Source organism: Pseudoalteromonas nigrifaciens (genome assembly GCF_002221505.1).
Taxonomy (GTDB): Bacteria; Pseudomonadota; Gammaproteobacteria; order Enterobacterales; family Alteromonadaceae; genus Pseudoalteromonas; species Pseudoalteromonas nigrifaciens.
Genome location: NZ_CP011036.1, coordinates 1,711,412 through 1,734,712 on the forward strand (window position 1 = coordinate 1,711,412; position 23,301 = coordinate 1,734,712).

Annotated in this window: 25 protein-coding genes and 2 pseudogenes; 17 read left to right on the forward strand and 10 right to left on the reverse strand. The window is 40.5% G+C overall.

Annotated elements, in window-relative coordinates; genetic code table 11:
• Positions 1–5 precede the first annotated feature (5 nt).
• Both PNIG_RS08310 and PNIG_RS08315 read right to left on the reverse strand, forming a co-directional pair.
• Positions 6–1,181: an isovaleryl-CoA dehydrogenase gene (locus tag PNIG_RS08310; RefSeq protein ID WP_011328132.1), complete on the reverse strand. Its 1,176-nt coding sequence runs from the start codon at positions 1,179–1,181 to the stop codon at positions 6–8.
• 39 nt (positions 1,182–1,220) lie between these two features.
• Complete coding sequence (locus PNIG_RS08315; RefSeq protein ID WP_086996125.1) at positions 1,221–1,655, reverse strand: MerR family transcriptional regulator; 435 nt, start codon at positions 1,653–1,655, stop codon at positions 1,221–1,223.
• Between the two features lie 330 nt (positions 1,656–1,985).
• Between PNIG_RS08315 and PNIG_RS08320 the strand changes: the two genes are divergently transcribed.
• The 7 genes from PNIG_RS08320 (at position 1,986) to PNIG_RS08350 (ending at position 9,652) form a co-directional block, all read left to right on the forward strand.
• Complete coding sequence (locus tag PNIG_RS08320; protein WP_089368243.1) at positions 1,986–3,167, forward strand: thiolase family protein; 1,182 nt, start codon at positions 1,986–1,988, stop codon at positions 3,165–3,167.
• A gap of 84 nt (positions 3,168–3,251) precedes the next feature.
• Positions 3,252–4,742, forward strand: coding sequence for a CoA-acylating methylmalonate-semialdehyde dehydrogenase (locus PNIG_RS08325; protein WP_011328135.1), 1,491 nt, complete (start codon positions 3,252–3,254; stop codon positions 4,740–4,742).
• A gap of 127 nt (positions 4,743–4,869) precedes the next feature.
• Positions 4,870–6,027, forward strand: a complete 1,158-nt coding sequence (locus PNIG_RS08330) for an acyl-CoA dehydrogenase family protein (RefSeq protein WP_011328136.1) — start codon at positions 4,870–4,872, stop codon at positions 6,025–6,027.
• A gap of 10 nt (positions 6,028–6,037) precedes the next feature.
• Positions 6,038–6,835, forward strand: coding sequence for an enoyl-CoA hydratase (locus PNIG_RS08335; RefSeq protein WP_011328137.1), 798 nt, complete (start codon positions 6,038–6,040; stop codon positions 6,833–6,835).
• On the forward strand, positions 6,835–7,977 hold the full coding sequence (locus PNIG_RS08340; RefSeq protein WP_089368244.1) for an enoyl-CoA hydratase/isomerase family protein: 1,143 nt from the start codon (positions 6,835–6,837) through the stop codon (positions 7,975–7,977). Before PNIG_RS08335 ends, PNIG_RS08340 begins: the two co-directional genes overlap by 1 nt.
• A gap of 4 nt (positions 7,978–7,981) precedes the next feature.
• Positions 7,982–8,872, forward strand: a complete 891-nt coding sequence (gene mmsB / locus PNIG_RS08345) for a 3-hydroxyisobutyrate dehydrogenase (RefSeq protein WP_086996141.1) — start codon at positions 7,982–7,984, stop codon at positions 8,870–8,872.
• Positions 8,873–8,881: 9 nt separating this feature from the next.
• Complete coding sequence (locus PNIG_RS08350; protein ID WP_089368245.1) at positions 8,882–9,652, forward strand: SDR family oxidoreductase; 771 nt, start codon at positions 8,882–8,884, stop codon at positions 9,650–9,652.
• A 74-nt stretch (positions 9,653–9,726) separates the two neighbouring features.
• Here the strand turns inward: PNIG_RS08350 and PNIG_RS08355 are convergent, their stop codons facing one another.
• A complete protein-coding gene (locus PNIG_RS08355) occupies positions 9,727–10,689 on the reverse strand; it encodes an integron integrase (protein WP_089368246.1) in 963 nt (320 codons plus the stop codon).
• A 245-nt stretch (positions 10,690–10,934) separates the two neighbouring features.
• Here PNIG_RS08355 and PNIG_RS08360 point away from each other — a divergent pair, with 245 nt between their 5' ends.
• On the forward strand, positions 10,935–11,321 hold the full coding sequence (locus PNIG_RS08360; protein WP_089368247.1) for a hypothetical protein: 387 nt from the start codon (positions 10,935–10,937) through the stop codon (positions 11,319–11,321).
• Positions 11,322–11,389: 68 nt separating this feature from the next.
• Here the strand turns inward: PNIG_RS08360 and PNIG_RS08365 are convergent, their stop codons facing one another.
• Both PNIG_RS08365 and PNIG_RS20160 read right to left on the reverse strand, forming a co-directional pair.
• The gene (locus tag PNIG_RS08365; RefSeq protein ID WP_244181029.1) at positions 11,390–12,397 is read right to left on the reverse strand and encodes a reverse transcriptase domain-containing protein; all 1,008 of its coding nucleotides are present in this window, start codon (positions 12,395–12,397) and stop codon (positions 11,390–11,392) included.
• Positions 12,394–12,744, reverse strand: coding sequence for a reverse transcriptase family protein (locus PNIG_RS20160; RefSeq protein WP_244181028.1), 351 nt, complete (start codon positions 12,742–12,744; stop codon positions 12,394–12,396). The genes PNIG_RS08365 and PNIG_RS20160 overlap by 4 nt, the downstream gene beginning before the upstream one ends.
• A gap of 660 nt (positions 12,745–13,404) precedes the next feature.
• On the opposite strand from PNIG_RS20160, the gene PNIG_RS08370 reads away from it, so the two are divergent.
• From PNIG_RS08370 to PNIG_RS08385, 4 genes are all read left to right on the forward strand, one after another.
• Positions 13,405–14,205, forward strand: a complete 801-nt coding sequence (locus PNIG_RS08370) for a DODA-type extradiol aromatic ring-opening family dioxygenase (protein ID WP_086994183.1) — start codon at positions 13,405–13,407, stop codon at positions 14,203–14,205.
• Positions 14,206–14,281: 76 nt separating this feature from the next.
• Positions 14,282–14,617, forward strand: a complete 336-nt coding sequence (locus PNIG_RS08375; RefSeq protein ID WP_089368248.1) for a hypothetical protein — start codon at positions 14,282–14,284, stop codon at positions 14,615–14,617.
• Positions 14,618–14,656: 39 nt separating this feature from the next.
• The gene (locus PNIG_RS08380) at positions 14,657–14,944 is read left to right on the forward strand and encodes a hypothetical protein (protein ID WP_089368249.1); all 288 of its coding nucleotides are present in this window, start codon (positions 14,657–14,659) and stop codon (positions 14,942–14,944) included.
• Between the two features lie 139 nt (positions 14,945–15,083).
• Positions 15,084–15,290, forward strand: a complete 207-nt coding sequence (locus tag PNIG_RS08385; RefSeq protein ID WP_089368250.1) for a hypothetical protein — start codon at positions 15,084–15,086, stop codon at positions 15,288–15,290.
• A gap of 73 nt (positions 15,291–15,363) precedes the next feature.
• Here the strand turns inward: PNIG_RS08385 and PNIG_RS20385 are convergent.
• Positions 15,364–15,426, reverse strand: a pseudogene (locus tag PNIG_RS20385) (Mobile element protein); the annotation flags it as partial.
• 203 nt (positions 15,427–15,629) lie between these two features.
• On the opposite strand from PNIG_RS20385, the gene PNIG_RS08390 reads away from it, so the two are divergent.
• Positions 15,630–15,872, forward strand: a complete 243-nt coding sequence (locus tag PNIG_RS08390) for a hypothetical protein (protein WP_089368251.1) — start codon at positions 15,630–15,632, stop codon at positions 15,870–15,872.
• 114 nt (positions 15,873–15,986) lie between these two features.
• A complete protein-coding gene (locus PNIG_RS08395; protein ID WP_089368252.1) occupies positions 15,987–17,006 on the forward strand; it encodes a PDDEXK family nuclease in 1,020 nt (339 codons plus the stop codon).
• 142 nt (positions 17,007–17,148) lie between these two features.
• Here PNIG_RS08395 and PNIG_RS20390 read toward each other — a convergent pair.
• Positions 17,149–17,223: pseudogene (locus PNIG_RS20390) on the reverse strand (Mobile element protein); the annotation flags it as partial.
• Between the two features lie 140 nt (positions 17,224–17,363).
• Positions 17,364–18,248 carry a LysR family transcriptional regulator gene (locus tag PNIG_RS08400; RefSeq protein WP_011328148.1) on the reverse strand — a complete coding sequence of 295 codons (885 nt, stop codon included), beginning with the start codon at positions 18,246–18,248 and terminating at the stop codon, positions 17,364–17,366.
• Positions 18,249–18,519: 271 nt separating this feature from the next.
• Here PNIG_RS08400 and PNIG_RS08405 point away from each other — a divergent pair, with 271 nt between their 5' ends.
• Positions 18,520–19,350, forward strand: a complete 831-nt coding sequence (locus PNIG_RS08405; protein WP_089368253.1) for a sulfite exporter TauE/SafE family protein — start codon at positions 18,520–18,522, stop codon at positions 19,348–19,350.
• A gap of 123 nt (positions 19,351–19,473) precedes the next feature.
• Here the strand turns inward: PNIG_RS08405 and PNIG_RS08410 are convergent, their stop codons facing one another.
• Positions 19,474–20,523 (reverse strand): methionine synthase, encoded by a 1,050-nt coding sequence (locus PNIG_RS08410; RefSeq protein WP_089368254.1) that lies wholly within the window; start codon positions 20,521–20,523, stop codon positions 19,474–19,476.
• A 70-nt stretch (positions 20,524–20,593) separates the two neighbouring features.
• Complete coding sequence (locus PNIG_RS08415; protein WP_011328151.1) at positions 20,594–21,568, reverse strand: DUF1852 domain-containing protein; 975 nt, start codon at positions 21,566–21,568, stop codon at positions 20,594–20,596.
• A gap of 502 nt (positions 21,569–22,070) precedes the next feature.
• Between PNIG_RS08415 and PNIG_RS08420 the strand changes: the two genes are divergently transcribed.
• Together PNIG_RS08420 and PNIG_RS08425 are read left to right on the forward strand one after the other, a co-directional pair.
• A complete protein-coding gene (locus tag PNIG_RS08420) occupies positions 22,071–22,385 on the forward strand; it encodes a DUF6693 family protein (RefSeq protein WP_011328152.1) in 315 nt (104 codons plus the stop codon).
• A gap of 337 nt (positions 22,386–22,722) precedes the next feature.
• Entirely contained in the window at positions 22,723–23,073 is a 351-nt protein-coding gene (locus PNIG_RS08425) for a tautomerase family protein (RefSeq protein WP_089368255.1), read from the forward strand.
• Positions 23,074–23,301: the final 228 nt, after the last annotated feature.

The following is a 23,301-nucleotide window of genomic DNA, read 5'->3' on the forward strand; positions in this document are numbered from 1 at the left end:
AATCCTTAACGGCTTTCAGTGAAAAGTTCGCGGCCAATTAGCATACGGCGTATTTCTGAGGTACCTGCACCAATTTCATATAATTTGGCGTCACGTAATAGGCGGCCCGTTGCGTATTCATTTATATAACCATTGCCACCTAAAATTTGAATGGCATCTAGCGCCATTTTAGTTGCCAGCTCGGCTGCATATAAAATAGCACCGGCAGCATCTTTACGGGTGGTTTCACCGCGATCACACGAGCGAGCCACTGTATATACATACGAGCGTGCGGCGTTCATTTGCGTATACATGTCGGCTACTTTACCTTGAATTAACTGAAACTGACCAATAGGCGTATCAAACTGTTTGCGCTCATGAATATAAGGTACAACAATATCCATACACGCTTGCATAATACCCAGTGGGCCTGCTGCAAGTACTACGCGCTCGTAGTCTAGGCCGCTCATTAATACCTTAACGCCTTCGTTTAAGTTACCTAAAATGTTTTCTTCGGGTACTTCGCAGTTTTCAAATACCAGTTCACAGGTATTTGAGCCACGCATACCAAGTTTGTCGAGCTTTTGCGCGGTTGAAAAACCAGGAAAGTCGCTCTCTACAATAAATGCAGTAATACCTTTTGCGCCGGCAGTTAAATCGGTTTTAGCGTAAATAACTAAAGTATGCGCATCTGGGCCATTGGTGATCCACATTTTATTACCGTTTAAAATGTACTTATCGCCTTTTTTCTCGGCTTTAAGTTTCATTGAAACTACGTCTGAACCCGCATTTGGCTCGCTCATAGCAAGGGCACCAATGTGCTCACCGCTAATAAGCTTAGGCAAGTATTTTTCTTTTTGGGCTTGCGTGCCGTTACGATTAATTTGGTTTACACACAGGTTTGAATGCGCACCATAGCTTAGGCCAATAGAAGCACTTGCACGGCTAATTTCTTCCATGGCAATAACATGCTCTAAATAACCTAAACCAGCACCGCCAAATTCTTCAGCTACTGTCATTCCCAATAAACCCATTTCGCCCATTTGTGGCCAAAGTTGATTTGGGAAAGCGTTATCAAGGTCAGTTTTTTCGGCTAGTGGGGCAATTTCTTGGCTGGCAAAGCTGTTTACATGTCCGCGGATCATATCGGCGGTTTCGCCAAGGCCAAAGTTCATTTCTTTATATAGTGAAATAGTGCTCATGATTCATTCCTGTGTGATTGATTAAGTTAATACCGCGTATTACTCATCTATTTTATTAAGTGCGTCGCGGCAACGGCGCTCGGCTGTTACCAATTCCATAAGAACAACTTTAATGTCGTCCATTTGTTGTGATAGGTCGGCTTTTTTCTCGCTAATAAGGTCCAGCATAGTTACCAGCTGCTTAGCACTTGATTTGTCGGCGTCGTAAAGTTCAAACAAACGTCCTGTTTCTGCCAGCGTAAAACCTAAGCGTTTACCACGTAAAATTAATTTTAAGCGTACTTTATCGCGTTTAGAGTAAATACGGGTTTGGCCATTTCTACTTGGCGTAACAAGCCCTTGGTCTTCATAAAAGCGGATAGAGCGGGTGGTAATGTCAAACTCCTTTGCGAGTTCGCTAATACTAAAAGTTTGTTCGTTATTGGCAGGCACAGTGGCCGACGTTGCAAAGCTTGATTGATTATCTGGTTTCATAATAGTGTTTTACCTCATTCGAATAACCCCAATATAAGTGAAGTTTACGTAAAGGTAAAGTAAGATGTTTGTGTAATACTTTAGACTAATGAAAATGGCGAGTAAACTTTCATTAAAGTTAGGCTTTAAAGCCTGCGTAGGCGTTTTTACTGAAGTGTAATGAAACATAATACAAATAAGTTTACAGTTTTTACAGTCAACTAAAAGTTGATTTTAGATTTACGTTGGCGTAAACGTAAATATTATGTATGCTCGTAAACAGATTATAAATAAATTGTTTGGTTCAGCGCATTAAATTGCACGGTGCCAATTACTAAATGGAGCCTTTTTATGACTACTGAAGCCGTTGTTATTGTAGCAGCAAAACGCACCCCTATGGGTGGATTTATGGGCGCACTTAATGATGCGCAATCAACTGAGCTGGGGGCAACCGCTATTGCTAGTGCATTGGCAGAAACAGGCCTAAGCACAGATGCTATTGATGAAGTAATTATGGGCTGTGTATTACCTGCTGGTGTAGGCCAAGCGCCTGCTCGTCAAGCAATGTTAAAAGCAGGCCTAGCACTTAGCACGGGCGCTACCACTATAAATAAAGTGTGTGGCTCTGGCTTAAAAGCGGCAATGTTGGCACATGATCTAATTAAAGCGGGCTCTATAAACTCAGCAGTGGCTGGTGGCATGGAAAGTATGAGTAATGCACCGTACTTTATTCCCAAAGCTCGCGGCGGCATGCGCATGGGGCATGGCGAAATTAAAGATCACATGATGAGCGATGGCCTTGAAGATGCTTACGACAACAAAGCTATGGGTTGTTTTGCACAAGACACCGCCGATGAATACGGTATAGGCCGTGAACAAATGGATAACTTTGCACTAAGCTCGCTTACCAAAGCAAAAGCCGCAATTGAAAACGGCAGCTTTAATAACGAAGTTGCACCGCACACTATGCAAACACGCAAAGGCGACGTTACCGTTGCCATTGACGAGCAGCCAGGTAATGCCCGCCCAGAAAAAATCCCGAGCCTGCGTGCTGCATTTAAAAAAGACGGCACTATTACAGCCGCTAACTCATCGTCAATTTCAGACGGTGGCGCAGCACTTATTTTAATGAGCGAGTCAAAAGCCAAAGAGCAGGGCTTAACCCCGCTTTGTAAAATTGTAGCGCACAGCACACATTCTCAAAAACCAAGCGAATTTACAGTAGCGCCAGTGGGCGCAATGAACAAGGTACTAGAAAAAGCCGGTTGGACTACAGCCGATGTTGACCTGTGGGAAATTAACGAAGCGTTTGCCATGGTTACTATGCTTGCTATTAACGAGCTTAAACTAGATGAAAGCAAAGTAAACGTAAATGGCGGTGCTTGTGCATTGGGCCATCCAATTGGTGCAAGCGGCGCACGTATATTAGTAACGCTTATTCATGCACTTAAAAATCGCGGCCTTAAAAAAGGCGTAGCGTCTTTATGTATTGGTGGCGGTGAAGCCGTTGCCATGGCAGTAGAAACACTTTAATTTTTCATCACAAAATAATAATCAATGCAGCGCTAATTATAATAATAAAGCTGCACTAACACTCTTATAAAACAGGATTTAATTATGCACCAAGTACCACTACTGATTAATGGCGAATTTATTCAATCAAGCTCAAAAGAACTTATTGACGTAATAAACCCAGCCAACCAAGAAGTGCTAGCCCAAGTACCTTGCACCACAGATGCAGAAATGGATGCAGCTATTGCCTCGGCTTCAGAAACGTTTAAAACGTGGAAAGATGTGCCAATTACTGAGCGCGCGCGCATTATGATGAAATACGCTGCGCTATTAAAAGAGCACCACGACGAGCTTGCCACTATTATTTGTCATGAGCTGGGTAAAACCTTTGAAGACGCTAAAGGCGATGTATGGCGTGGTATTGAAGTAGTTGAGCAAGCGGCTAACGCACCGTCATTAATGATGGGCGAAACCATGGAAAACGTAGCGCGTAAAATCGATACTTATTCTTACATGCAACCCTTAGGTGTGTGTGCGGGTATTACGCCGTTTAACTTTCCGGCAATGATCCCATTATGGATGTTTCCGCTGGCAATTGTGTGTGGTAACACCTTTATTTTAAAACCGTCTGAACAAGATCCACTTACGCCAATGCGCTTAGCTGAGTTATTTATGGAAGCTGGCGCGCCAAAAGGCGTGTTACAAGTAGTACATGGTACAAAACCACAAGTAGATCGCATATTAGAGGACAAAGCAGTACGCGCTATTTCGTTTGTTGGCTCGTGTGGCGTTGGCGCTTATATTTATTCAAAAGGCACAGCAAATCTTAAACGCGTACAAGCGTGTGTGGGTGCTAAAAACCACATGGTTATTATGCCAGATGCCAGCAAATCGCATGTGGTAAATAACTTAGTTGGCGCGTCGGTTGGTGCAGCTGGCCAGCGCTGTATGGGTATCTCGGTTGCGGTATTTGTTGGCCAAGCAAAAGACTGGGTTGATGAAATTAAAGCAGGTTTTGAAGGTGTACGCCCAGGCGTATGGGATGATGCAGGCGCAGCGTATGGTCCGCAAACATCACCGGCTGCCAAAGCACGTATTTTATCGCTTATTGCCGGTGGTAAAGAGCAAGGTGCTAAATGTTTAATTGACGGCTCAAACTTTACGGTTGAAGGCTACGAGCAAGGTAACTGGGTAGGCCCAACCTTGTTTACCGATGTAACTAAAGACATGGACTTATATAAAGAAGAAATTTTTGGTCCCGTACTGGCGTGTATGTTTGTAGATACATTAGATGAAGCCATTGCCCTAATAAACGACAGCCCATACGGTAACGGCACATCGCTGTTTACCTCAAGCGGCGCAGTTGCACGTAAGTTCCAACACGAAATTGAAGTAGGCCAAGTAGGTATTAACGTGCCAATTCCGGTGCCACTGCCGTTCTTTTCGTTTACTGGTTGGAAAGGCTCGTTTTATGGCGACACTCACACTTACGGTAAGCAAGGTATTCGTTTTTATACCGAAACTAAAACCATTACTTCACGTTGGTTTGAAGACGACATAGCGTCGGGTCCAAATATGAGCATTAACTTAAAGTAATTACTCATAATAAATAGTTTATAAAAAGCATAATTAATAATAAAGAAGGGCACGAAGGTAACTCCTATTACCTTCGTTGCTCTTCACTAATCACCTAGACAACACATAACTAATTGAAGAGGTCTATATGGACTTTAATTTATCAGATGATCAGCAAGCATTTGCTCAAACAGCACGTCAGTTTGCTGACTCAGAACTCGCACCTTACGCTGCTAAGTGGGACCGCGAACATATTTTTCCTAAAGACACGATTAAAGCTGCAGGCGAACTAGGTTTTTGTGGCCTTTACACGCCAGAAGAAGCCGGTGGCCTTGGCTTATCGCGCTTAGATTCAAGCATTATATTTGAACAACTTGCTATGGGCTGTACCGCAACAACAGCCATGTTAACCATACATAATATGGCCACTTGGATGGTAGCAAGCTTTGGTACTGACGCCGCTAAAGACAAATACTGCGAACAACTGGTTACTGGCGATTTACTGGCATCGTATTGTTTAACCGAGCCAGGCTCAGGTTCAGACGCCGCATCGCTAAAAACTAAAGCAGTACGCGATGGCGACGAATACGTAATTAACGGCTCAAAAATGTTTATTTCGGGCGCGGGCGAAACCGAAGTATTAGTCGTGATGGCGCGCACCGGATGCGATGGCCCTAAAGGTATTTCGGCCTTTATAGTACCTGCCGACGCTAAAGGTGTTGAATACGGTAAAGCCGAAGAGAAAATGGGCTGGAACGCACAACCTACACGCTTAATTAGTTTTGAAGATGTGCGTATTCCGGCGCATAACTTATTAGGTGCAGAAGGCGAAGGTTTTAAATTTGCTATGCAAGGCCTTGATGGCGGGCGCATAAATATTGCAACCTGTTCAATTGGCACGGCGCAAGCGGCGCTTAATACGGCTCGCGAATATTTAAAAGAACGTACTCAGTTTGGTAAACCACTGGCCGCGTTTCAAGCGCTGCAGTTTAAAATTGCCGATATGAACACCGAGCTTGTAGCCGCGCGCCAAATGGTAAGGCTGGCTGCGTTTAAGCTTGATAATAACGACAGCGAAAAAACCACGTATTGTGCTATGGCAAAACGTTTTGCAACCGATGTGGGCTTTACCGTATGTAACGACGCCCTGCAAATTCATGGTGGCTATGGTTATATTAAAGAATACCCATTAGAGCGCCATGTACGTGATGTACGTGTACACCAAATTTTAGAAGGCACTAACGAAATTATGCGCGTTATTATAGCGCGTCGTATTTTAGCAGAGTCAGCCAGCGAAGTTTTATAAGGAGTTATTTATGTCAGAGTCAAATACTAAGTCTAATCCTAGCATTGAATTAACGACCGAAGGTCATGTAGCCATATTAACTATGTCAAACCCGCCAGCAAATACCTGGACCAAAGACACATTAATTGCCTTAAAAAACACCGTTAATAAGCTAAACAAAAATAAAAATATTTATGCACTAGTGCTTACCGGCGAAGGCGAAAAGTTTTTTAGTGCCGGTGCCGACTTAAACTTGTTTGCCGGTGGCGATAAAGGCGTAGCCGCCGAAATGTCGCGCGTATTTGGCGAAGCATTTGAAGCACTTAGTAACTTTAGGGGCGTGTCGGTTGCGGCTATTAATGGCTATGCCATGGGCGGTGGTTTAGAAGTAGCACTCGCGTGTGATATTCGTATTGCTGAAGAGCAAGCACAAATGGCGCTTCCTGAAGCTAAAGTAGGTTTACTACCGTGTGCTGGTGGTACACAAAACCTAGCATGGTTAGTAGGCGAAGGCTGGGCAAAACGCATGATTTTATGTGGCGAGCGCTTAAAAGCCGACAAAGCACTGCAAATTGGCTTAATTGAAGAAGTTGTTCCACAAGGCGAAAGCTTTGCTGCAGCACTTAAACTAGCTAACCAAGTGGCCGATCAAAGTCCGTCTTCGGTTGCAGCATGTAAAACATTGATTCAAAAAGGGCGTCATCAGCCTATGGCGAGCATTTTACCGCTAGAACGTGAGTTATTTGTGGCCTTATTTGACACCGAAGATCAGCAAGAAGGTGTAAGTGCCTTTTTAGAAAAGCGTCGTGCAAATTGGGTGAACGGCTAATGAGCGGCTTAACATTATTAAATCATGCAGATGACGCAGTCGTATTCGAAACGGCAACCGCGTCAAACGGTGCTTTAATAGCGTTTGCTACGCTAAATGCACCAAAGTCGTTAAACGCCCTTAATTTTGAAATGATCAAACTATTAGAGCCGCAACTAAAAGCTTGGGCGCAAGACAGCAGTATTGCCATGGTGGTGTTAAAAGGCGCAGGCGACAAAGCCTTTTGTGCTGGCGGCGATGTTGTAAGTTTGCACCACGCTATGGCTCAAGGCAGCGCAAGCGACTTAGTAGAGGATTTTTTTACGCAAGAGTATCGCCTTGACTATTTAATTCATTGTTACGAAAAACCATTATTAGTGTGGGGTAACGGTATTGTAATGGGCGGCGGTTTAGGCTTAATGGCTGGTGCAAGCCACCGCGTAGTAACCGAAACATCGCGTATAGCAATGCCTGAGCAAACTATTGGCTTATACCCAGATGTTGGCGGCAGTTATTTTTTACATAAAATGCCTCACAGTGTTGGGTTGTTTTTAGGGCTTACGTCAGCGTCTATAAATTGCGACGATGCCCGTTTTGTTGCCCTTGCCGATCACTATGTAAAAGCAGACAAATACGATGCACTTTTAGTGGGTTTACTCAGCATTAAATGGGGTAAAACGGCCAGTTTAAATCACGAAAAACTTACTACGCTGTTAACTGATTTAGATCAGCAATCAGGGCGTTTGCCTAAAGGTAATATCAAAGCAAATTTGGCAACTATTCAAGAACTTGCTGAGTTTACTACGCTACAACAACAGGTTGACTATATTTTAAACTTAAACACAGACGACAAATGGCTACTAAAAGCGCAAAAATCGCTTAAGCATGGTTGTCCGCTAAGTTGTGCGTTAGTAAGTCGCCAATTAAAAACCAGTAAAGGCAAAAGCCTTGCTGAGTGTTTTAGAATGGAGCTAGGTATGTCGGTACGTGCCGGCGAAGTGGGTGAGTTTCAAGAAGGTGTACGTGCATTGTTAATCGACAAAGACGGTGCGCCAAACTGGCAATACAAAACACTCAGCGACGTGCCAAGCTCAGTGGTAGATAGCTTTTTTGAAGATCGCTATGGCAATAACCACCCACTTAAACAATTACAACAAGGCTAAAGCTATGAGCAAACTCAATATAGGATTTATTGGTTTAGGCAACATGGGTGGGCCCATGGCGGCAAACCTTATTAAAGCAGGGCACACAGTAAGTGTGTTCGACTTAAACCAAAATACAGTTAACGAGCTAAAAAGCAAAGGTGCAAACGCAGCCGCAGATGCAACGCAATGTGCCAACAACGTAGACATACTTATTAGCATGTTGCCTGCTGGCAAGCATGTTAAAGCGCTTTATTTGGGCGAAAACGGGCTAATTAACAGCTTAAGCAAAACCACCTTAGTTATTGATTGCTCAACCATAGATGCCGAATCGGCGCGCGTGGTTGGTAAAGAGTTAGCACAGCAAGGTATTAGCTTTGTAGATGCACCGGTATCGGGTGGCGTTGCAGGCGCAACCGCCGGCACACTTACCTTTATTGTAGGCGGCGATAAAGCCGCGTTCGACAAAGCCAATACTGTGCTGGTTGATATGGGCAAAAATATTTTTCATGCAGGCGACATTGGCGCAGGGCAAGTTGCAAAAATATGTAATAACATGCTGTTGAGCATTTTAATGGCAGGCACCAGCGAAGCACTACAAATGGGCATAAATAATGGCCTAGATCCTAAAGTACTTAGCGACATAATGACCGCAAGCTCAGGGCGTAACTGGACGTTAGAGTTATATAACCCGTGTCCGGGTGTAATGGAGTCGGCTCCTGCAAGTAACGAATACAAACCAGGCTTTATGGTCGATCTAATGGCGAAAGATCTAGGCTTGGCAATGGAAGCAGCAAAACAAAGTAAATCAGCCACGCCAATGGGTTCAATGGCCAACGACTTATACGCTACATTGCAGCACCAAGGTGCGGGTACTGAAGATTTTAGTGCCATATTTAAATTATTTTCGAAGTAGGGGTAACGCGTGGAAATTAAAAATAACACGGTAGTAATAACCGGTGGCGCACAAGGCTTGGGTTTTGCCATGGCGCAAAAGTTTGCAAAAATGGGCGCAAACATTGCCCTAATCGATATGGCGCAAGATGCACTTAACACAGCAACTGAGCAATTAAGTCAACTTGACGGCGTAACTACGCGTATTCAAGGCTACGCTGCCAACGTTACCAACGAGAGCGAAATGGAAGCGGTATTTAACACCATTAATAGCGACTTTGGCCATATTGGTGTATTGATCAACAACGCCGGTATTTTACGCGATGGCATGTTTATTAAAGCTAAAGACGGCATAGTAGTTAAAAAAATGTCGCTTGAGCAATTTCAATCAGTAATAGACGTAAACCTTACTGGCGTGTTTTTGGCAGGCCGAGAAGCTGCCAGCCATATGATTGAGTCGGGCAAAGGTGGCGTTATTGTAAATATGTCGAGCGTAGCGCGCGCCGGAAACATAGGGCAAACAAACTACGCAGCCTCTAAAGCAGGCGTTGTAGCGCTTACTACTACATGGGCTAAAGAGCTTGGCCGTTTTGGTATTCGCGTAGGCGCAATTGCACCAGGTGTTATAAGCACCGCAATGACCGACGTAATGAAACCAGAAGCTAAAGAGCGCATGCTTAGCGTAACCCCAGTAGGGCGTTTAGGTGAAACTGCAGAAATAGCCCATACCGCACAATATATTATCGAAAACGATTTTTTTACCGGTCGCGTAGTAGAAATAGACGGCGGCATTCGTTTGTAAAATGAGTTGGTTTAAGATTAATTAAAAAAGCATAACTCGTGTGGGTTGTGCTTTTTTGTTTTAAATAGAGAAGTTTATAATCTTGAAAAAGGGCTAATAACACCATTAGCACCTTGCTGTAAAACATGGGTATATATTTGTGTAGTACGAACGTCACTGTGCCCGAGTTGTGTTTGTACTGTGCGTATATCAGCGCCGCTTTGCAGTAAGTGCGTAGCGAATGAGTGGCGCAAAGTATGTGGCGTAACGTGTTTATTAATGTGTGCATTAAAAGCCGCTTTTTTTACAGCGCGCTGTAATTGCTTTTCATCAATATGATGGCGCCTTAGCTGTTTACTCTCAGGATCAATACTGAGTTTATAAGATGGAAATAAATATTGCCAACCCAGCTGTTTGTTATGATTTGGATATTTTTTACGTAATAAATGCGGCATATACACGCCACAAAACAGCGGGTTATTTAGGTCTAATTGTAAATAATTATCGACTAATTGAATTTGTGTTCGTATTTGTGGTATCAGTTCTCCTGCAAGCGTTACAACACGATTTTTGCCCCCTTTACCATCCCAAATTCGAACACAGTTATAATCAAAATCAATATCTTGTGTCCGCAAACGTAGTACCTCCATTAACCGCATACCGCTACCATAAAGTAGTGCACACGCTAAATAATGCTTTGTAATACAGTGTTTAAATAACGCTGAAACTTCTGTTTGTGTAAGCACAACAGGTAATTTTCTAGGGCGTTCACTTTTTACAAAATCTAATGATAATGAGAGAGGACTTTTAATTATTTCCTTATATAGAAAACTTAGCGCATTCAATGCCTGGGCTTGTGTGCCTTGCGCTACATTTTGCGAGTTTACTAAATGATTTAAATATAATTCCACTTGAGTATCCCCCATAGAGCTTGGGTGTTGCATATTATTAAAGCGGATATAGGCAGCTATCCAAAACAAATAAGCTTCAATAGTGCTCTTTGCATAACGCTTGCTATACATATGATCTTTAATCATGGTTAGAAAGAGAGATTTCATAAATGATATTCAATTATTTAAACTCGACACTGTATATATAGACAGTTATTTGTATTTTGTCCAATAACATTATTAAAAGTCGTTTTGGGGTATTTTAACTACGGTAACTTTATAACATACGTAATTACTTGTTTACATTGTAGTTATTTAGTGGAACTATTGAGCCATGTAATATACGCCGTTTTGGGGTGTTATAAACCCCCAAAGTGGTGTTCAATAAGCTGTTATGTGCACAAGGAGACAAAGTGAACATCAGACATTTTTTATTACTCGTTATTATCTTATTTATCTCTGGTTGTACTACGTCAGGTCAGCTTTATTATGTTGATGCTAAAGGTAATGAGAAACTTGGTTGTAAAGCAGAATTTGTAGGTATGCCAAGTGTCGATAAATTTGCTGTTGAATATGCTTTAAGCCTTTGCGCTAAAAGCATTGTCAAAAAAGGCGGTGTGATTCAGGAAGAACACCTTTTAATGGTTGATACAGCTATTCCCTTAGCTCCATGTGAAAAAGCTTGGACTCACGAATTAGCTAAGCAACAATATCAGTCTAAAAAGTTAACTAAGAAAGAGTATGGCTATATTGTTGCAAATATTGATTTAGGTTTAGCAACAGTCAACAAGTGCACATAATCGGGTAGCCGGAGGTCTCTAACCTCCAGCCCCCACACCACCCATCATGCGGGTCCGCAATGGGCGGTTCATCTCCCGTAATGAATATTGATCCAAATATCTTTCAATGACACTAAACCTTGTGATGCTAAATAGTCATTACCTAGCGCAATGTTAATTCCTTTTGTTTTTGAGCTTCTACAAGGGCCTTTACTGGTGATACCACAGGCTATGGCGAGTCGCTCGCTAACACCCAATTTCATTAAACTGCGTACTTTGGTGCGAGGTTTACGCCATTGCCGCCAGTAGCACATTCTTATCCTACGACGGATCCAATGATCTAAATCCACTGTTAGTTGATAAGCGTTGGCTATTAGGTAGTAGTGTCCCCAGCCGCGTAAATACTGCGTGAGTTTATGAATTTGTAGGGTCATTGAGATCCCCCAGTTGCGGTTAGTGAGTTCTCTTACATTTGCTTTAAATTTCTTTAGCGCCTGTTCGTGGATCTGCACTTGAGCGTAACGGAATGTGAACCCGAGAAATTTCGAGCCTGATACGGGACCGACTCGACTTTTCGATTCATTCACTTTGAGTTTTAATCGCTGAGTGATAAACGCAGTAATTTCCCGTTGGATTATGAGTCCTTCGCTTTTCGTTTTTACTAAAATGATTATGTCATCAGCGTAACGTGCAAACTTAAGGTGTTTGTAGGTTAGCTTCTTATCTAATTCATCGAGTAAAATATTGGAAAGTAAAGGGGATAATGGCCCACCTTGAGGGACTCCTTTGGTTGACTCAAACCACAGACCCGTTTCGCGCTCTGCGATCCCCGCTCGGAGGTATTTACCAAGTAGGCGCATGAGTGCTTTGTCTTTGACTTTACGACCAACACGATTCATCAGCATGTCATGGTTTACTTCATCAAAGAACTTAGACAAGTCAATATCAACTGCTGTTTTATAACCTTGTTTAACACAAGATTGAACATGATTTACTGCTTGGCTGGCTCTTTTATGAGGGCGATAACCATAACTATGTGGTGAAAATAGAGGCTCAAAGTAAGGGCTAATCACTTGAGCAATAGCTTGTTGGATCACTCTGTCGATAACAGAAGGGATCCAAGCATTCGCTCACCGCCATCGGGTTTGGGTATCATCACGCGTTTGACTGGCAAGGGTTGATAAGTGCCGCTAAGTAATTGTTGTTTAATACCCAGCCAATGTAACTTAGCGAAGTGATTAAATTCCTCAATACTCATATTATCAATACCCGCAGCCCCTTTATTGCGCTTAACATGTTGCCATGCTGCACCAATATTGTGGTTGCTCAGTACCCTTGCCATCAGGTCACGATCTGTTTGGTTGTATTCATTCGAGGTATTATTCACAGTCGAACGCTGTTCATCACTATCACAACACGGTGATCTATGTGAATTCAAGTTCATTTGTAGTATCTCCTCTGGTTAAGATGTTCAGGCCTTCACCGTGTCCCCTCCATTACGATGGGCGTTTGGCTACTATGCCGTCTGCTGACTTCTGATAAATCACTCTAGCGATTACTCGATAAAGCGCGTCGAAACTAACGCTTGTTTACTGCTATTTCGCTCGCTGTAGGTCGCAGCAACCAAAGCGCCAAGGGTTGAACAACCAGTCCCTAACTGGTAATCTCCAAGCGTTAGCGCGGATGCGTGTTTATCAGATCTCCCCGAATAAGGTGCATCGACTTTCTCTGCACAACTGCATCATTTACGGTGGCCGTTAGATCACATGACTTCGCTATCTTGTGCTAGCTCGTCTCCAGCCTACGCCTCATATGATGTTTTTGTTCATCAGCTCACAGATTTGCTAGCGGCTTCCTCTAGACTATCTCTCGCGATTTAGCCCTTGCCATTCGCTAGTAGTTATCGTTTAATAACAGTGTGTTATTTAAACGGTGATCTTCCTACAGAGGACTTTCACCCCATAAGTCAATGCCCATGTCGGGCGTACACAAGCTGTTAAACAAGGACAAAAAACAGTTTGCTGTTTTCGTTCCTCAACATTTTAGCAAACTATTTTATTGCCTGTTAACAGGGCGTTAGCATTCTCCTATTAAGAGGATCGTGATGAACACTAAACCTCAAATATTATTTTTGTCTCATGGCGGCGGGCCGATGCCACTTCTAGGTGATGTTGGGCATAAAGAAATGATTGATTGCTTGCAAAAAATCTCATCTATTTTGCGTAAGCCATCAGCCATTTTAGTGGTAAGTGCGCACTGGGAAGAAAAAATCCCAACCATTACTTCGGGCGCCAACCCTTCCCTTATTTACGATTACTATGGATTTCCAGAAAAGTCTTATAGTATTACCTATCCTTGTCAGGGAGAGCCATCACTGGCGGAGCAGACCTATAAGCGGCTGGAGCATTCAGGTATTTCCGCAAAACTTGATGAGCAGCGCGGTTTTGACCACGGTCTATTTATTCCTCTGAAAATCATGTACCCGGAGGCAGATATTCCGTGCATTCAGCTCTCTCTTGTCGATAATCTCAGTCCAGCAGCTCATGTCGGGATAGGGCGAGCAATCCAAGACTTGGAGTATGAAAATTTACTTATAATTGGTTCTGGTTTCTCCTTTCATAATATGAAAGCATTTTTTTCATCTGAAACCAGTGAATCAAAAACTTTAAATGAATCTTTTGAAGCGTGGCTGCTAGAGACTTGCACTAACAGTAGTATTACTGAAGAAGAAAGAGAACAAAGATTTATCCAATGGGAAAAAGCCCCCGGTGCTCGTTACTGTCACCCAAGAGAAGAGCATTTATTGCCGTTGCACGTTTGCTATGGAATAGCTAATAGTGTTTGCACTAAGTCGTTTGAGCTAAAGATTCTAAATAAAAAATCGAGCATGTACATCTGGTCATAAAATGCTAACAAACGCGTCAATTAGGACGCTCGCAAGCTCTTGCCTATTACCCGGGCGTTATGCCTAAAAGGAATCTATGCAATTCATATACGATCTAATACAGGAAAACCCTGAATATTACATATGGGTATTCGGGGTGATTAATGCGTTGTGGCTAGGTTTTGTTTATTTCAATAAACAAACCCATGAAAAGAATCTTAAACAACTAGAACAAGACTTACGCTACAGAGCAGGCAGGAGGCTAAAAATATTTGATCTAAAAGCGTCTGAATACGGTAAGTACGTTACAGACTTGGATGCCTTTGGTAGAAAAAATGAAATTGAGATGCCTGAGCGAATGCAGCCTATTTTTGACGAGTATCTTCAGCGCTATCTAGCTGCTGCCGAAGCTGAGGATAAAGAACAGGAGTGAATAGTAATTGGTTGGCTTAGTTCGCAAATATCCGGGTTAATGCAAGAAGGTTTGAAAGATGTCCTAATACTGAAATCTGAATCTAATCGACTCAAACTGATTGCTACTGATGAAATGCTTGAAACATTTGACCGACTTGAGGCATTAACTCAAGAGTCAATGGATTGTACTAATGAATACATGAATAATTTTACAGAAATTATTTTTAACCAACAAAATGAAAAAACAGAAGCTTTTAAAGTGAAGGCAGCAGAGCTTGGCGCTGAGATTCAGAAGAATTCAAAAGAGCTATTAAATCAAATGAGGCGAGAGCTTAGTGATATTTAGGCATAACAAAGCAAGGCACAACCGCACAGCAAACTGTGCCGGACTCGCTCATTCTTCGCTCGCCTGTGCTTGCAAGCGTTAGCAGGCTTAAATCATTAGAGTTTTATTAGCCTGTATTGATTAATTAAAAAGGATTTTTATGTTTGCTCAAATTTTCTTAGCTATTTTGGCTGTATTTCTTTTCTATTTAGGTATTGTTGAAAAATCTATTCTCAATATTGGAATAGGTTTTATTTTAATAGTGGTATCAGTTGCTAGATTTTATGCCGCAAAATCGGGTTCATCTAGTCAAGAGGAATTTGATAAATGGCGCGTAAAACGTGAGAATAAAATAAACGATGATTAGCAACATCGGTGCTAACAACACGCCCTGAAGCTGCTAAATACGTCGATTCATCGTAGGGTGTATTCGTTTTTCAACACTTAAACACGATCCTTATCCATTTAAATGCCTGTGATCTAATAATGCTGTTATGCGGTTTCCTTCGGTCTATTTCTCACTATTTAGCTCTTGCCATTCGCTGGTGGTTATCGTTAAATAACAGTATGTTATTTAAACGGTGATCTTCCTTCAGAGGGCATTCACGTTATAAGTTGATGCCCATGTCGGGCGTACACAAAAAACTCTGCGCCTGTTAGCTAAGCGTTAGTTTTACTTTAAGCTCAGAGTGTTAATGGAATATTTATGCCAATAAAAAAATGGATTGTTCAATACGCTATAGCTCTACCAATTGTTTTTTCTCTGCTGACAAGCGTTCAATACTTAAAAGGCAGAAGTCTAGAATACTCTATTGAATTTGGTATTTTGTGGGCCTGGGTATCGGTAACCATTTTTGCTATTAGGCGTTTCTACAATTATCGCAAAAACATTAATTGTGCTGTTTGCAATGATTTACCTGATAAGAATCAAGATTCTGGTGGTAGTTAAACATAACAAACTGTTAAATAAGGATAAAAAAAGTTAGTTGTTTCGTTTCTCAACATTATAGCCAGCAATTTTTTGCCTCTGAATGAGGCGTTATGTACTCAAAGGAATGTTGAAATGCTCTACAAAATAGAAGAACAAGCTGACGTATTTGAAAAACTAGAACCAGTCGAGTTCAAAGATTTTTCTAGTTTCGGAAAGCTTGAGAAAGATTTGGAAAACTTAATTGCAAATAGCATTTTAGATGTATTGTTTGAGGATGCTAGGTTAATGCCTGTTTTTCAAGAAAGGCAATGGCAAGCAGAAGCTGATATATATGCACTCAATGAAAATGGTGAATTGGTTATATTTGAGTTAAAGCGTGCATCTGCTGGTAAAGATGCTGTTCATCAAGCACTAAGGTACGCACAAGACGCAGGCCAATGGAGCTACCAAAAGTTAGAAAGAAGGTTCAAAGAATATAGCAAAAGCAAAATGTCGCTGGTTGAAGCTCACAGAGAAGCTTTTAACCTAGAGCATGAATTAGAACCAAAAGAAATAAATAATAAGCAACACCTATTGGTTATCGGTAGTGCAGCCGATGAGTCATTAATATCATCCATAGATTACTGGAAGAAAAATGGAATATCTATTGATTTCTTGCCATATCGAGTTTATGAACTTGCTGGAGAAAAGTACTTTGAGTTCTTCGCTCTCCCATACGATAAACATAAAAATCCAAGTGATGTAAAAGGTGTATTATTTGACACAAATCGTAGTTGGGATGAAAACTCTATTTGGTCAATGATGGATAATAGCCGTCTTGAAGCCTATGGTGACGCAAAGAGGTTCGTTCATCATGTTCATGTGGGAGATATTGTTTTCTTTTCGCACAAATGGTGTGGCTTAATAGCTGCTGCAAAAGTTAAAGGTGAAGTCAAAGCTCCAGACAGCGATACTTTGTATCGAGATGTGGATTTTCTAACTCCTATTCCGAGCCGCAAAGATAATATAGTGTCGGCTATGCCTTTTTCTGAGGTTAGCTCAAAAACAGGTAAAAGTTTCTTTTGGGCACGAACGATAAAAGTGCCTTATCTTACAAAAAGTGAAGCGCTTGAATTGGTTGATGAGCTTAACAATTACCTGCGGCGCACATAACAAATCAGAATATAAACACTGGTTAGGTGGTATATTTGTTGAGCCTTCTAAGCGAATTAATAGTGTTTCAAGCTTATTGATTTCCGAAGCTAAAAAAAGAAAAATAAAAGGACAGGCATAAAATATTGCCTGTCCCTTTCTAACACCTAAATACAATCCTTATCCATTTAAATGCCAGTGATCTAATAATGCTGTTATGTGGTTTACTTTTGGCTTTGTTACTTAAAATACACTGTGCTGAATTCAATCAGCTATTTACAACCCCCCAGCCTGCACAGCTGGTTTGTACTAAACATGCGGGTAGGATAACGCGCTTATGAGCCCACACTGTGCATTTAATTTGGTTATGGGTTATGGTTATGTTGTTTTTTTTGCTTGGGCAATAAAGTCATTTAAGTAGTCTATATGCTGCTCGTTGTTACGAATACCGACAAATATTTGTTTGTTAATACCTTGCTCTCCAAACCTTAGGCTTTTGATAGGCATTGTTTTAGAATACTCGTCTACTAGCCAGCCTGGTAAAGCACAAATACCGCGACCCGCAGCGACCATTTGTAGCATGATTTCGGTTGTTTCAATGGTTTTGTGTTTTTTTACTGAGCACTTTGCTGGATTAAGAAACTGGCTAAAAATATCAAGCCTTAGCGGCTCTACAGGGTAACTAAACAATACTTCTTCGCTTAGTTGCTCGGGTAATACAAACTCTTGTGTAGCAAGTTTATGGGATTTAGCAACTACGAGTCTGTGTTCGTAGTTAAACACAGGTATATAGCTTATTTTAGGTTTAAAGAGTGGATCGGGAGTTATTAGTACGTCAATTTCGTAACTTAGTAATGCACCTAAAGCACCAAACTGAAACTCCTGCTTTACGTCAATGTCTATGTCTGGCCAATGCTCTAAATAGGGCTCAATTACTCTAAGTAACCATTGGTAACATGGGTGGCACTCCATGCCAATGCGTAGCGAGCCTAGTTCACCTTTGGCAATTTGATTTAATAATAATTCAGTATGTACAAACTGCGGTAATACTCTGTTTGCCAGTGTTTGAATGTGCTCACCAGCCGCTGTAAGGCGCAAATTTCGACCGTCTTTTTTCCATATTGGCGTACCAACTTGGCCTTCTAGTTTTTTTATACTATGACTTAGTGCCGATTGCGATAAGTACAACGAATTTGCTGCCTTAGTTAGGGTTCCATGTTCTTTTATGGCGGTTAGTATTTCTAAGTGGATCCTTTCCAGCACAAGTTAACTCCTATCTATAATTTAGCTTTAATGATGACTGATATTCATTGGTTGATGAAATTATATCATTTTATCAAGCAAACAAGTTTATTTACTATTAAGGTGGGAATAACTAATTATAACAAAGCGTTATATTAAACTTAGCGAGAGCTGAGTTTGTAAGGCATGCTAACGTGATTGTTTTATTTAAAAACCTAAAAGCAGGGGCTGTAATTACCTCGTAAATTGACTGAAAGGTCTTTGTTGTGATTAAAAATAGAAGTAATAATTAATGAATATCATTGAATTTATAACAAGTAATATATCTACTTTGTTGGCACTGGTAGCCACAGGCGTATTTGCTGGTATTTTAGCAGGCTTACTCGGTGTGGGCGGTGGAATTGTAATTGTGCCTGTGTTGTTTTTTTTGTTTCAGAGCTTTGGGGTATCGCCCGAGTCTGCAATGTTAATTGCAACAGCCACGTCTTTGGCAACCATAGTGCCTACATCTATTAGTTCAATTAGGTCTCACAATAAAAAAGGCAATGTGGACTTTGACCTTTTAAAACGTTGGGCTGCATTTATTCTTATAGGTGTATTGCTGGGTAGCTGGTTAGTTACTCGGGTTGATGGCAAGTTGCTTACGGTATTGTTTGGGGCAATAGCGCTGTTATCTGCACTTAATATGCTGTTTAGAACGGGCAAGTCGGCGTTGTATCAAAAACTACCTGGTAAAGTAGGGCAAAGTGTTATGGGCGCATTTATTGGCTTTTTAAGCTCTATGGTGGGAATTGGTGGCGGCACTATTTCGGTGCCATTACTTACTTTATATAACTATCCTGCTCACAAGGCCGTTGGTACAGCTGCAGCAATTGGGTTAATTATTTCATTGCCTGGTGCGCTAACTATGTTGATATTGGGCAGTACGCCAATTGATGCGCCCGCGGGTACGTTTGGTTTGGTTAATTTATTTGGCTTTGCGTGTATTGTACCGCTAACTGTGTTGTTTGCGCCTGTAGGGGCGTCGTTAGCTGCAAAATTAGATGCAGGTAAACTGAAGAAGGTATTTGCTTGTGTACTATTAATTACTGGTTTACGCATGTTAGCGCAAGTGTTTTTATAGGTTTTTAATTTAGTTATTGTTTGTTTAAAAAAGAATGCCCGGCATAGGAGCTCTATACCGGGCATTCTTTTATAAAACTATATTGAAGTGCTAATACTAGTTAGATTATGCAGATTTATTGGACTAACGTTTGTTAGCTAGTTCTTTGCGGATTATTTCTGCTCCTGCACTTAAGGCATTTAACTTAGCGTTTGCTACATTACGCGCTAAAGGAGCCATACCACAGTTAGTACAAGGGTAGAGCTTGTCGGCATCAACATATTTAAGCGCTTCGCGTAGGGTATTAGCAACTTCTTCGGGTGTTTCTATGGTGTCGGTTGCCACATCAATAGCGCCTACCATCACTTTTTTGCCGCGAATAAGTTCAAGTAGTTCCATTGGTACATGAGAGTTATGACATTCTAGCGAAATAATATCTATATTCGATTGCTGTAACTTAGGAAACGCTTCTTCGTATTGGCGCCATTCTGAGCCTAATGTTTTTTTCCAATCGGTATTGGCTTTAATGCCGTAGCCGTAGCAAATATGCACCGCGGTTTCGCATTTTAGTCCTTCAATTGCGCGCTCTAAACAGGCAATACCCCAGTCATTAACTTCATCAAAAAATACATTAAATGCTGGTTCATCAAATTGGATAATATTTACCCCTGCAGCTTCTAGCTCTTTGGCCTCTTGATTAAGAATTATGGCAAATTCCCACGCAAGTTTTTCGCGACTTTTATAATGATCGTCATAAAGGGTATCTATCATTGTCATTGGGCCTGGCAAAGCCCATTTTATTGGCTGGTTAGTTTGCTGGCGTAAAAATTTAGCATCTTCAACAAAAACCGGCTTTTGTCGACTAACAGGGCCAACAACCGTTGGTACACTTGCATCGTACCTATCGCGAATTTTAACGGTTTTACGCTTTTCAAAATCAACACCGTTGAGGTGCTCAATAAAGGTGGTAACAAAGTGTTGCCTGGTTTGCTCGCCATCACTGACAATATCAATGCCTGCTTGTAGCTGATCGTGTAATGACAAGCGAAGGGCGTCTTGCTTACCTTCAATTAGTTCATCGTCTTGTAATTTCCAAGGCGACCAAAGTGTTTGTGGTTGTGCAAGCCAAACCGGTTTAGGCAAACTGCCCGCAGTTGACGTAGGTAATAGTGTATTGCTAATAAGTGTTTTCATGATAAATAGTGCCGTATATTTAAAGTTATAATTGAACCTAGCTATTGAGCGAAACTGTTAAGCGCCGCTTTTAAACGTAATTGGCAGAGAATTGTTCAAGCACAGTTTGGTATGGCTTAATTAGGTGCTCTTCGGTAAATTTTCCCTGCTGGCTGGCCATTTGGCTACGCTCTTCTCGATCATAAACAATTTGCGTTAATGAATGATCTTGGTTGTTCAAATTTGGTTGATAAGACTTTCCTGCTGGTGCATTTGCATTGTAAATTTCAGGTCGATAGATTTTCTGAAATGTTTCCATGGTACAAATAGTGCTTATAAGTTCAAGGTTAGTGTAATCATTAAGTAAGTCACCAAAAAAGAAAAATGCTAAAGGCGCTACACTGTTTGGTGGCATAAAATAACGTACCTGCAAGCCCATTTTTTTGAAATATTGCTCGGTTAAAGATGACTCATTTGGCAGGTATTCAACGCCTAAAATAGGGTGCTGGTTTTGAGTCTGATGATACGTTTTGTTATCAGAAACACTGATGCATATTACAGGTAGTTTATTAAAATTTAGTCTGTAAGTACTTGAGTTAACAAAATGCTGAAACAGCTTGCCGTGCAGCTCACCAAAGTTATCTGGGATACTAAATTTAGGTTGATTTTTATTATGATTTTGCAGCAATACGCTAAAGTCATAATCGCGCACATAAGAGGAAAAGTTATTACCTACAATGCCTTCAATGCGTTTATTAGTTTTATGATCAACAATAATTGTTTTTAATATTTCTATTGATGGAAAAGTATTACCACTGCCTTTAATATCTAAATCTACAGAAATAATCTCGAGTTCGACAGAGTAACGATCTCCTTTAGCGTTATCCCAATTCGCTAAAGCATTAAAGCGGTTATCAATCATTTTTAACGCGTTGCGCAAATTAGCTTGGCGGTATTTTCCTCTTGCCAAGTTAGCAAAGTTGGTTGTAAGGCGCGTATCGTTAGATGGCTGATAACTTTCATCAAGAGAAGTGCTCTTAATAGTAAATTTAAAGTCTTTTTTCATGATTTTTGGTATCCATTTATATAATTAAAGCTGAATTTTTTGTTTAACTTCTGAGGTTTTCGGTAATATCTTCAGATTTCCCTGTCAGTAGTCACCACAGTATTTTTTATTTTTACCTAAAGGCTTTGCGGCTAAAGGTAAAAGCAAGAATGTATTTTATACGTTGTTATTATTATGAATAAAATTGATTTAATTTCATTTATATATGAGGGATTCTCATTGATTGCTTTTCTCGCTAGTTTTGCTGCGTTTATTAGCGTGGCTGTAGGTTTGTGAGGTGCATTTTTGAGGAAGAATAAGTTAAGTGAAAGAATGTTTATTTAATCAAATAAAGCTAAGCAAAAGTATGTAGTAGCTGCTTATAAGTAAATAAACTTCTTTTTGTTTTATGTAAATAATTGAACTGAAATAGGAACTCGGCTATGGTTTATTTAGTAATAACAATAAATTAAAGCGAGTAGGTTTTAACACTCGTTAAGTAAAATCATATCAAGGATTAAATATGAAGATTCAAGCAAATGTAGGAACTATAGATATTTTAGGGCATTTAATACTGTGGTTTATTTTAATACTAATAACGTTTGGTATAGGCGCGTTCTTTTTTCCTTATTCGTTCTCTAAGTTTATTTTGAATCGCTCTGAGTTAATTGACGAACACGGTAATGCAAGAAAAATGGTTTGTAATACAGATATTTTTGGCAGCATTGGCCATGTAATTCTTTGGATTATAATTTCAATACTTACCTTTGGCCTTGGTTATGCCTTTTATTTTTATAAGGTGTGGAACTACTCTTTAAATAATACAACTATTGAGTAATTAGCCTTTATACGGCGCATTCGTTTATTAAACAAACTAAATTAAAAAGCATAACTTTAATAGGGTTATGCTTTTTTGTTTTAAGTAAAAAAGTTGAGGGTAAATACCATAAAACGAATAAAGGAGCTAACCCCATAATAAGTAAGCACCTTATAATGCTTAAAAAGAGAAGTTTTATAAACAAAGTTTAATTTTAAATAATGCTATGTAGATATACAGCACGCTGTATTACAGGCTCAAGCGGAATAAACTCATTAGGTAAGTTACTGTTGATTGTTGCACTCAAACGCAGTGATTTATTATTAACCAAGCGTTATACGCTCAGGAACATATATTTATGCCACACGTAGAAATAAAATATTCAGATAACTTAAAAATAAACACAAAAGAAGTTTTTGATGTTATAGAGCAGATTATAAATAACAAAGACGCCAGTGCTGGGGTATGTAAGTCAAGAGGTTACCCATGCTTAGAATATAAGTACTCGCATATTCTCATTACAATATCGTTATTAACTAAGCCTCACCGAAATAAAGAATTTACATTAGCATTAAGTACTGAGCTAGAGGCATCTATAAAAAAACACCTTAAACAAAGCGTGTATTTTTCGTTAAATATAGAATACAGCCAAGCTTATTACACCACCAATGTTCACCTTGTTGATGGCGATATTTTGGCAGAAACATAAGGCTTATTACTATCTCCTCTTCGAATAAGGGACAGGCATAAAACTTATTTACAAGTAAATATAATAGTAGACAGGCATAAAAAATGGTAATTCCCTCGCTTTGAACTACTGTTTATATATACATGTAAAAACAGAGTGCTAAACATGACCCGTGCCTATTAAGCGACAATTACGGTGGCCGGTCTAGCGACAATTATCTTGGCCGGTTGATCTGATAAGGTTCGGTAC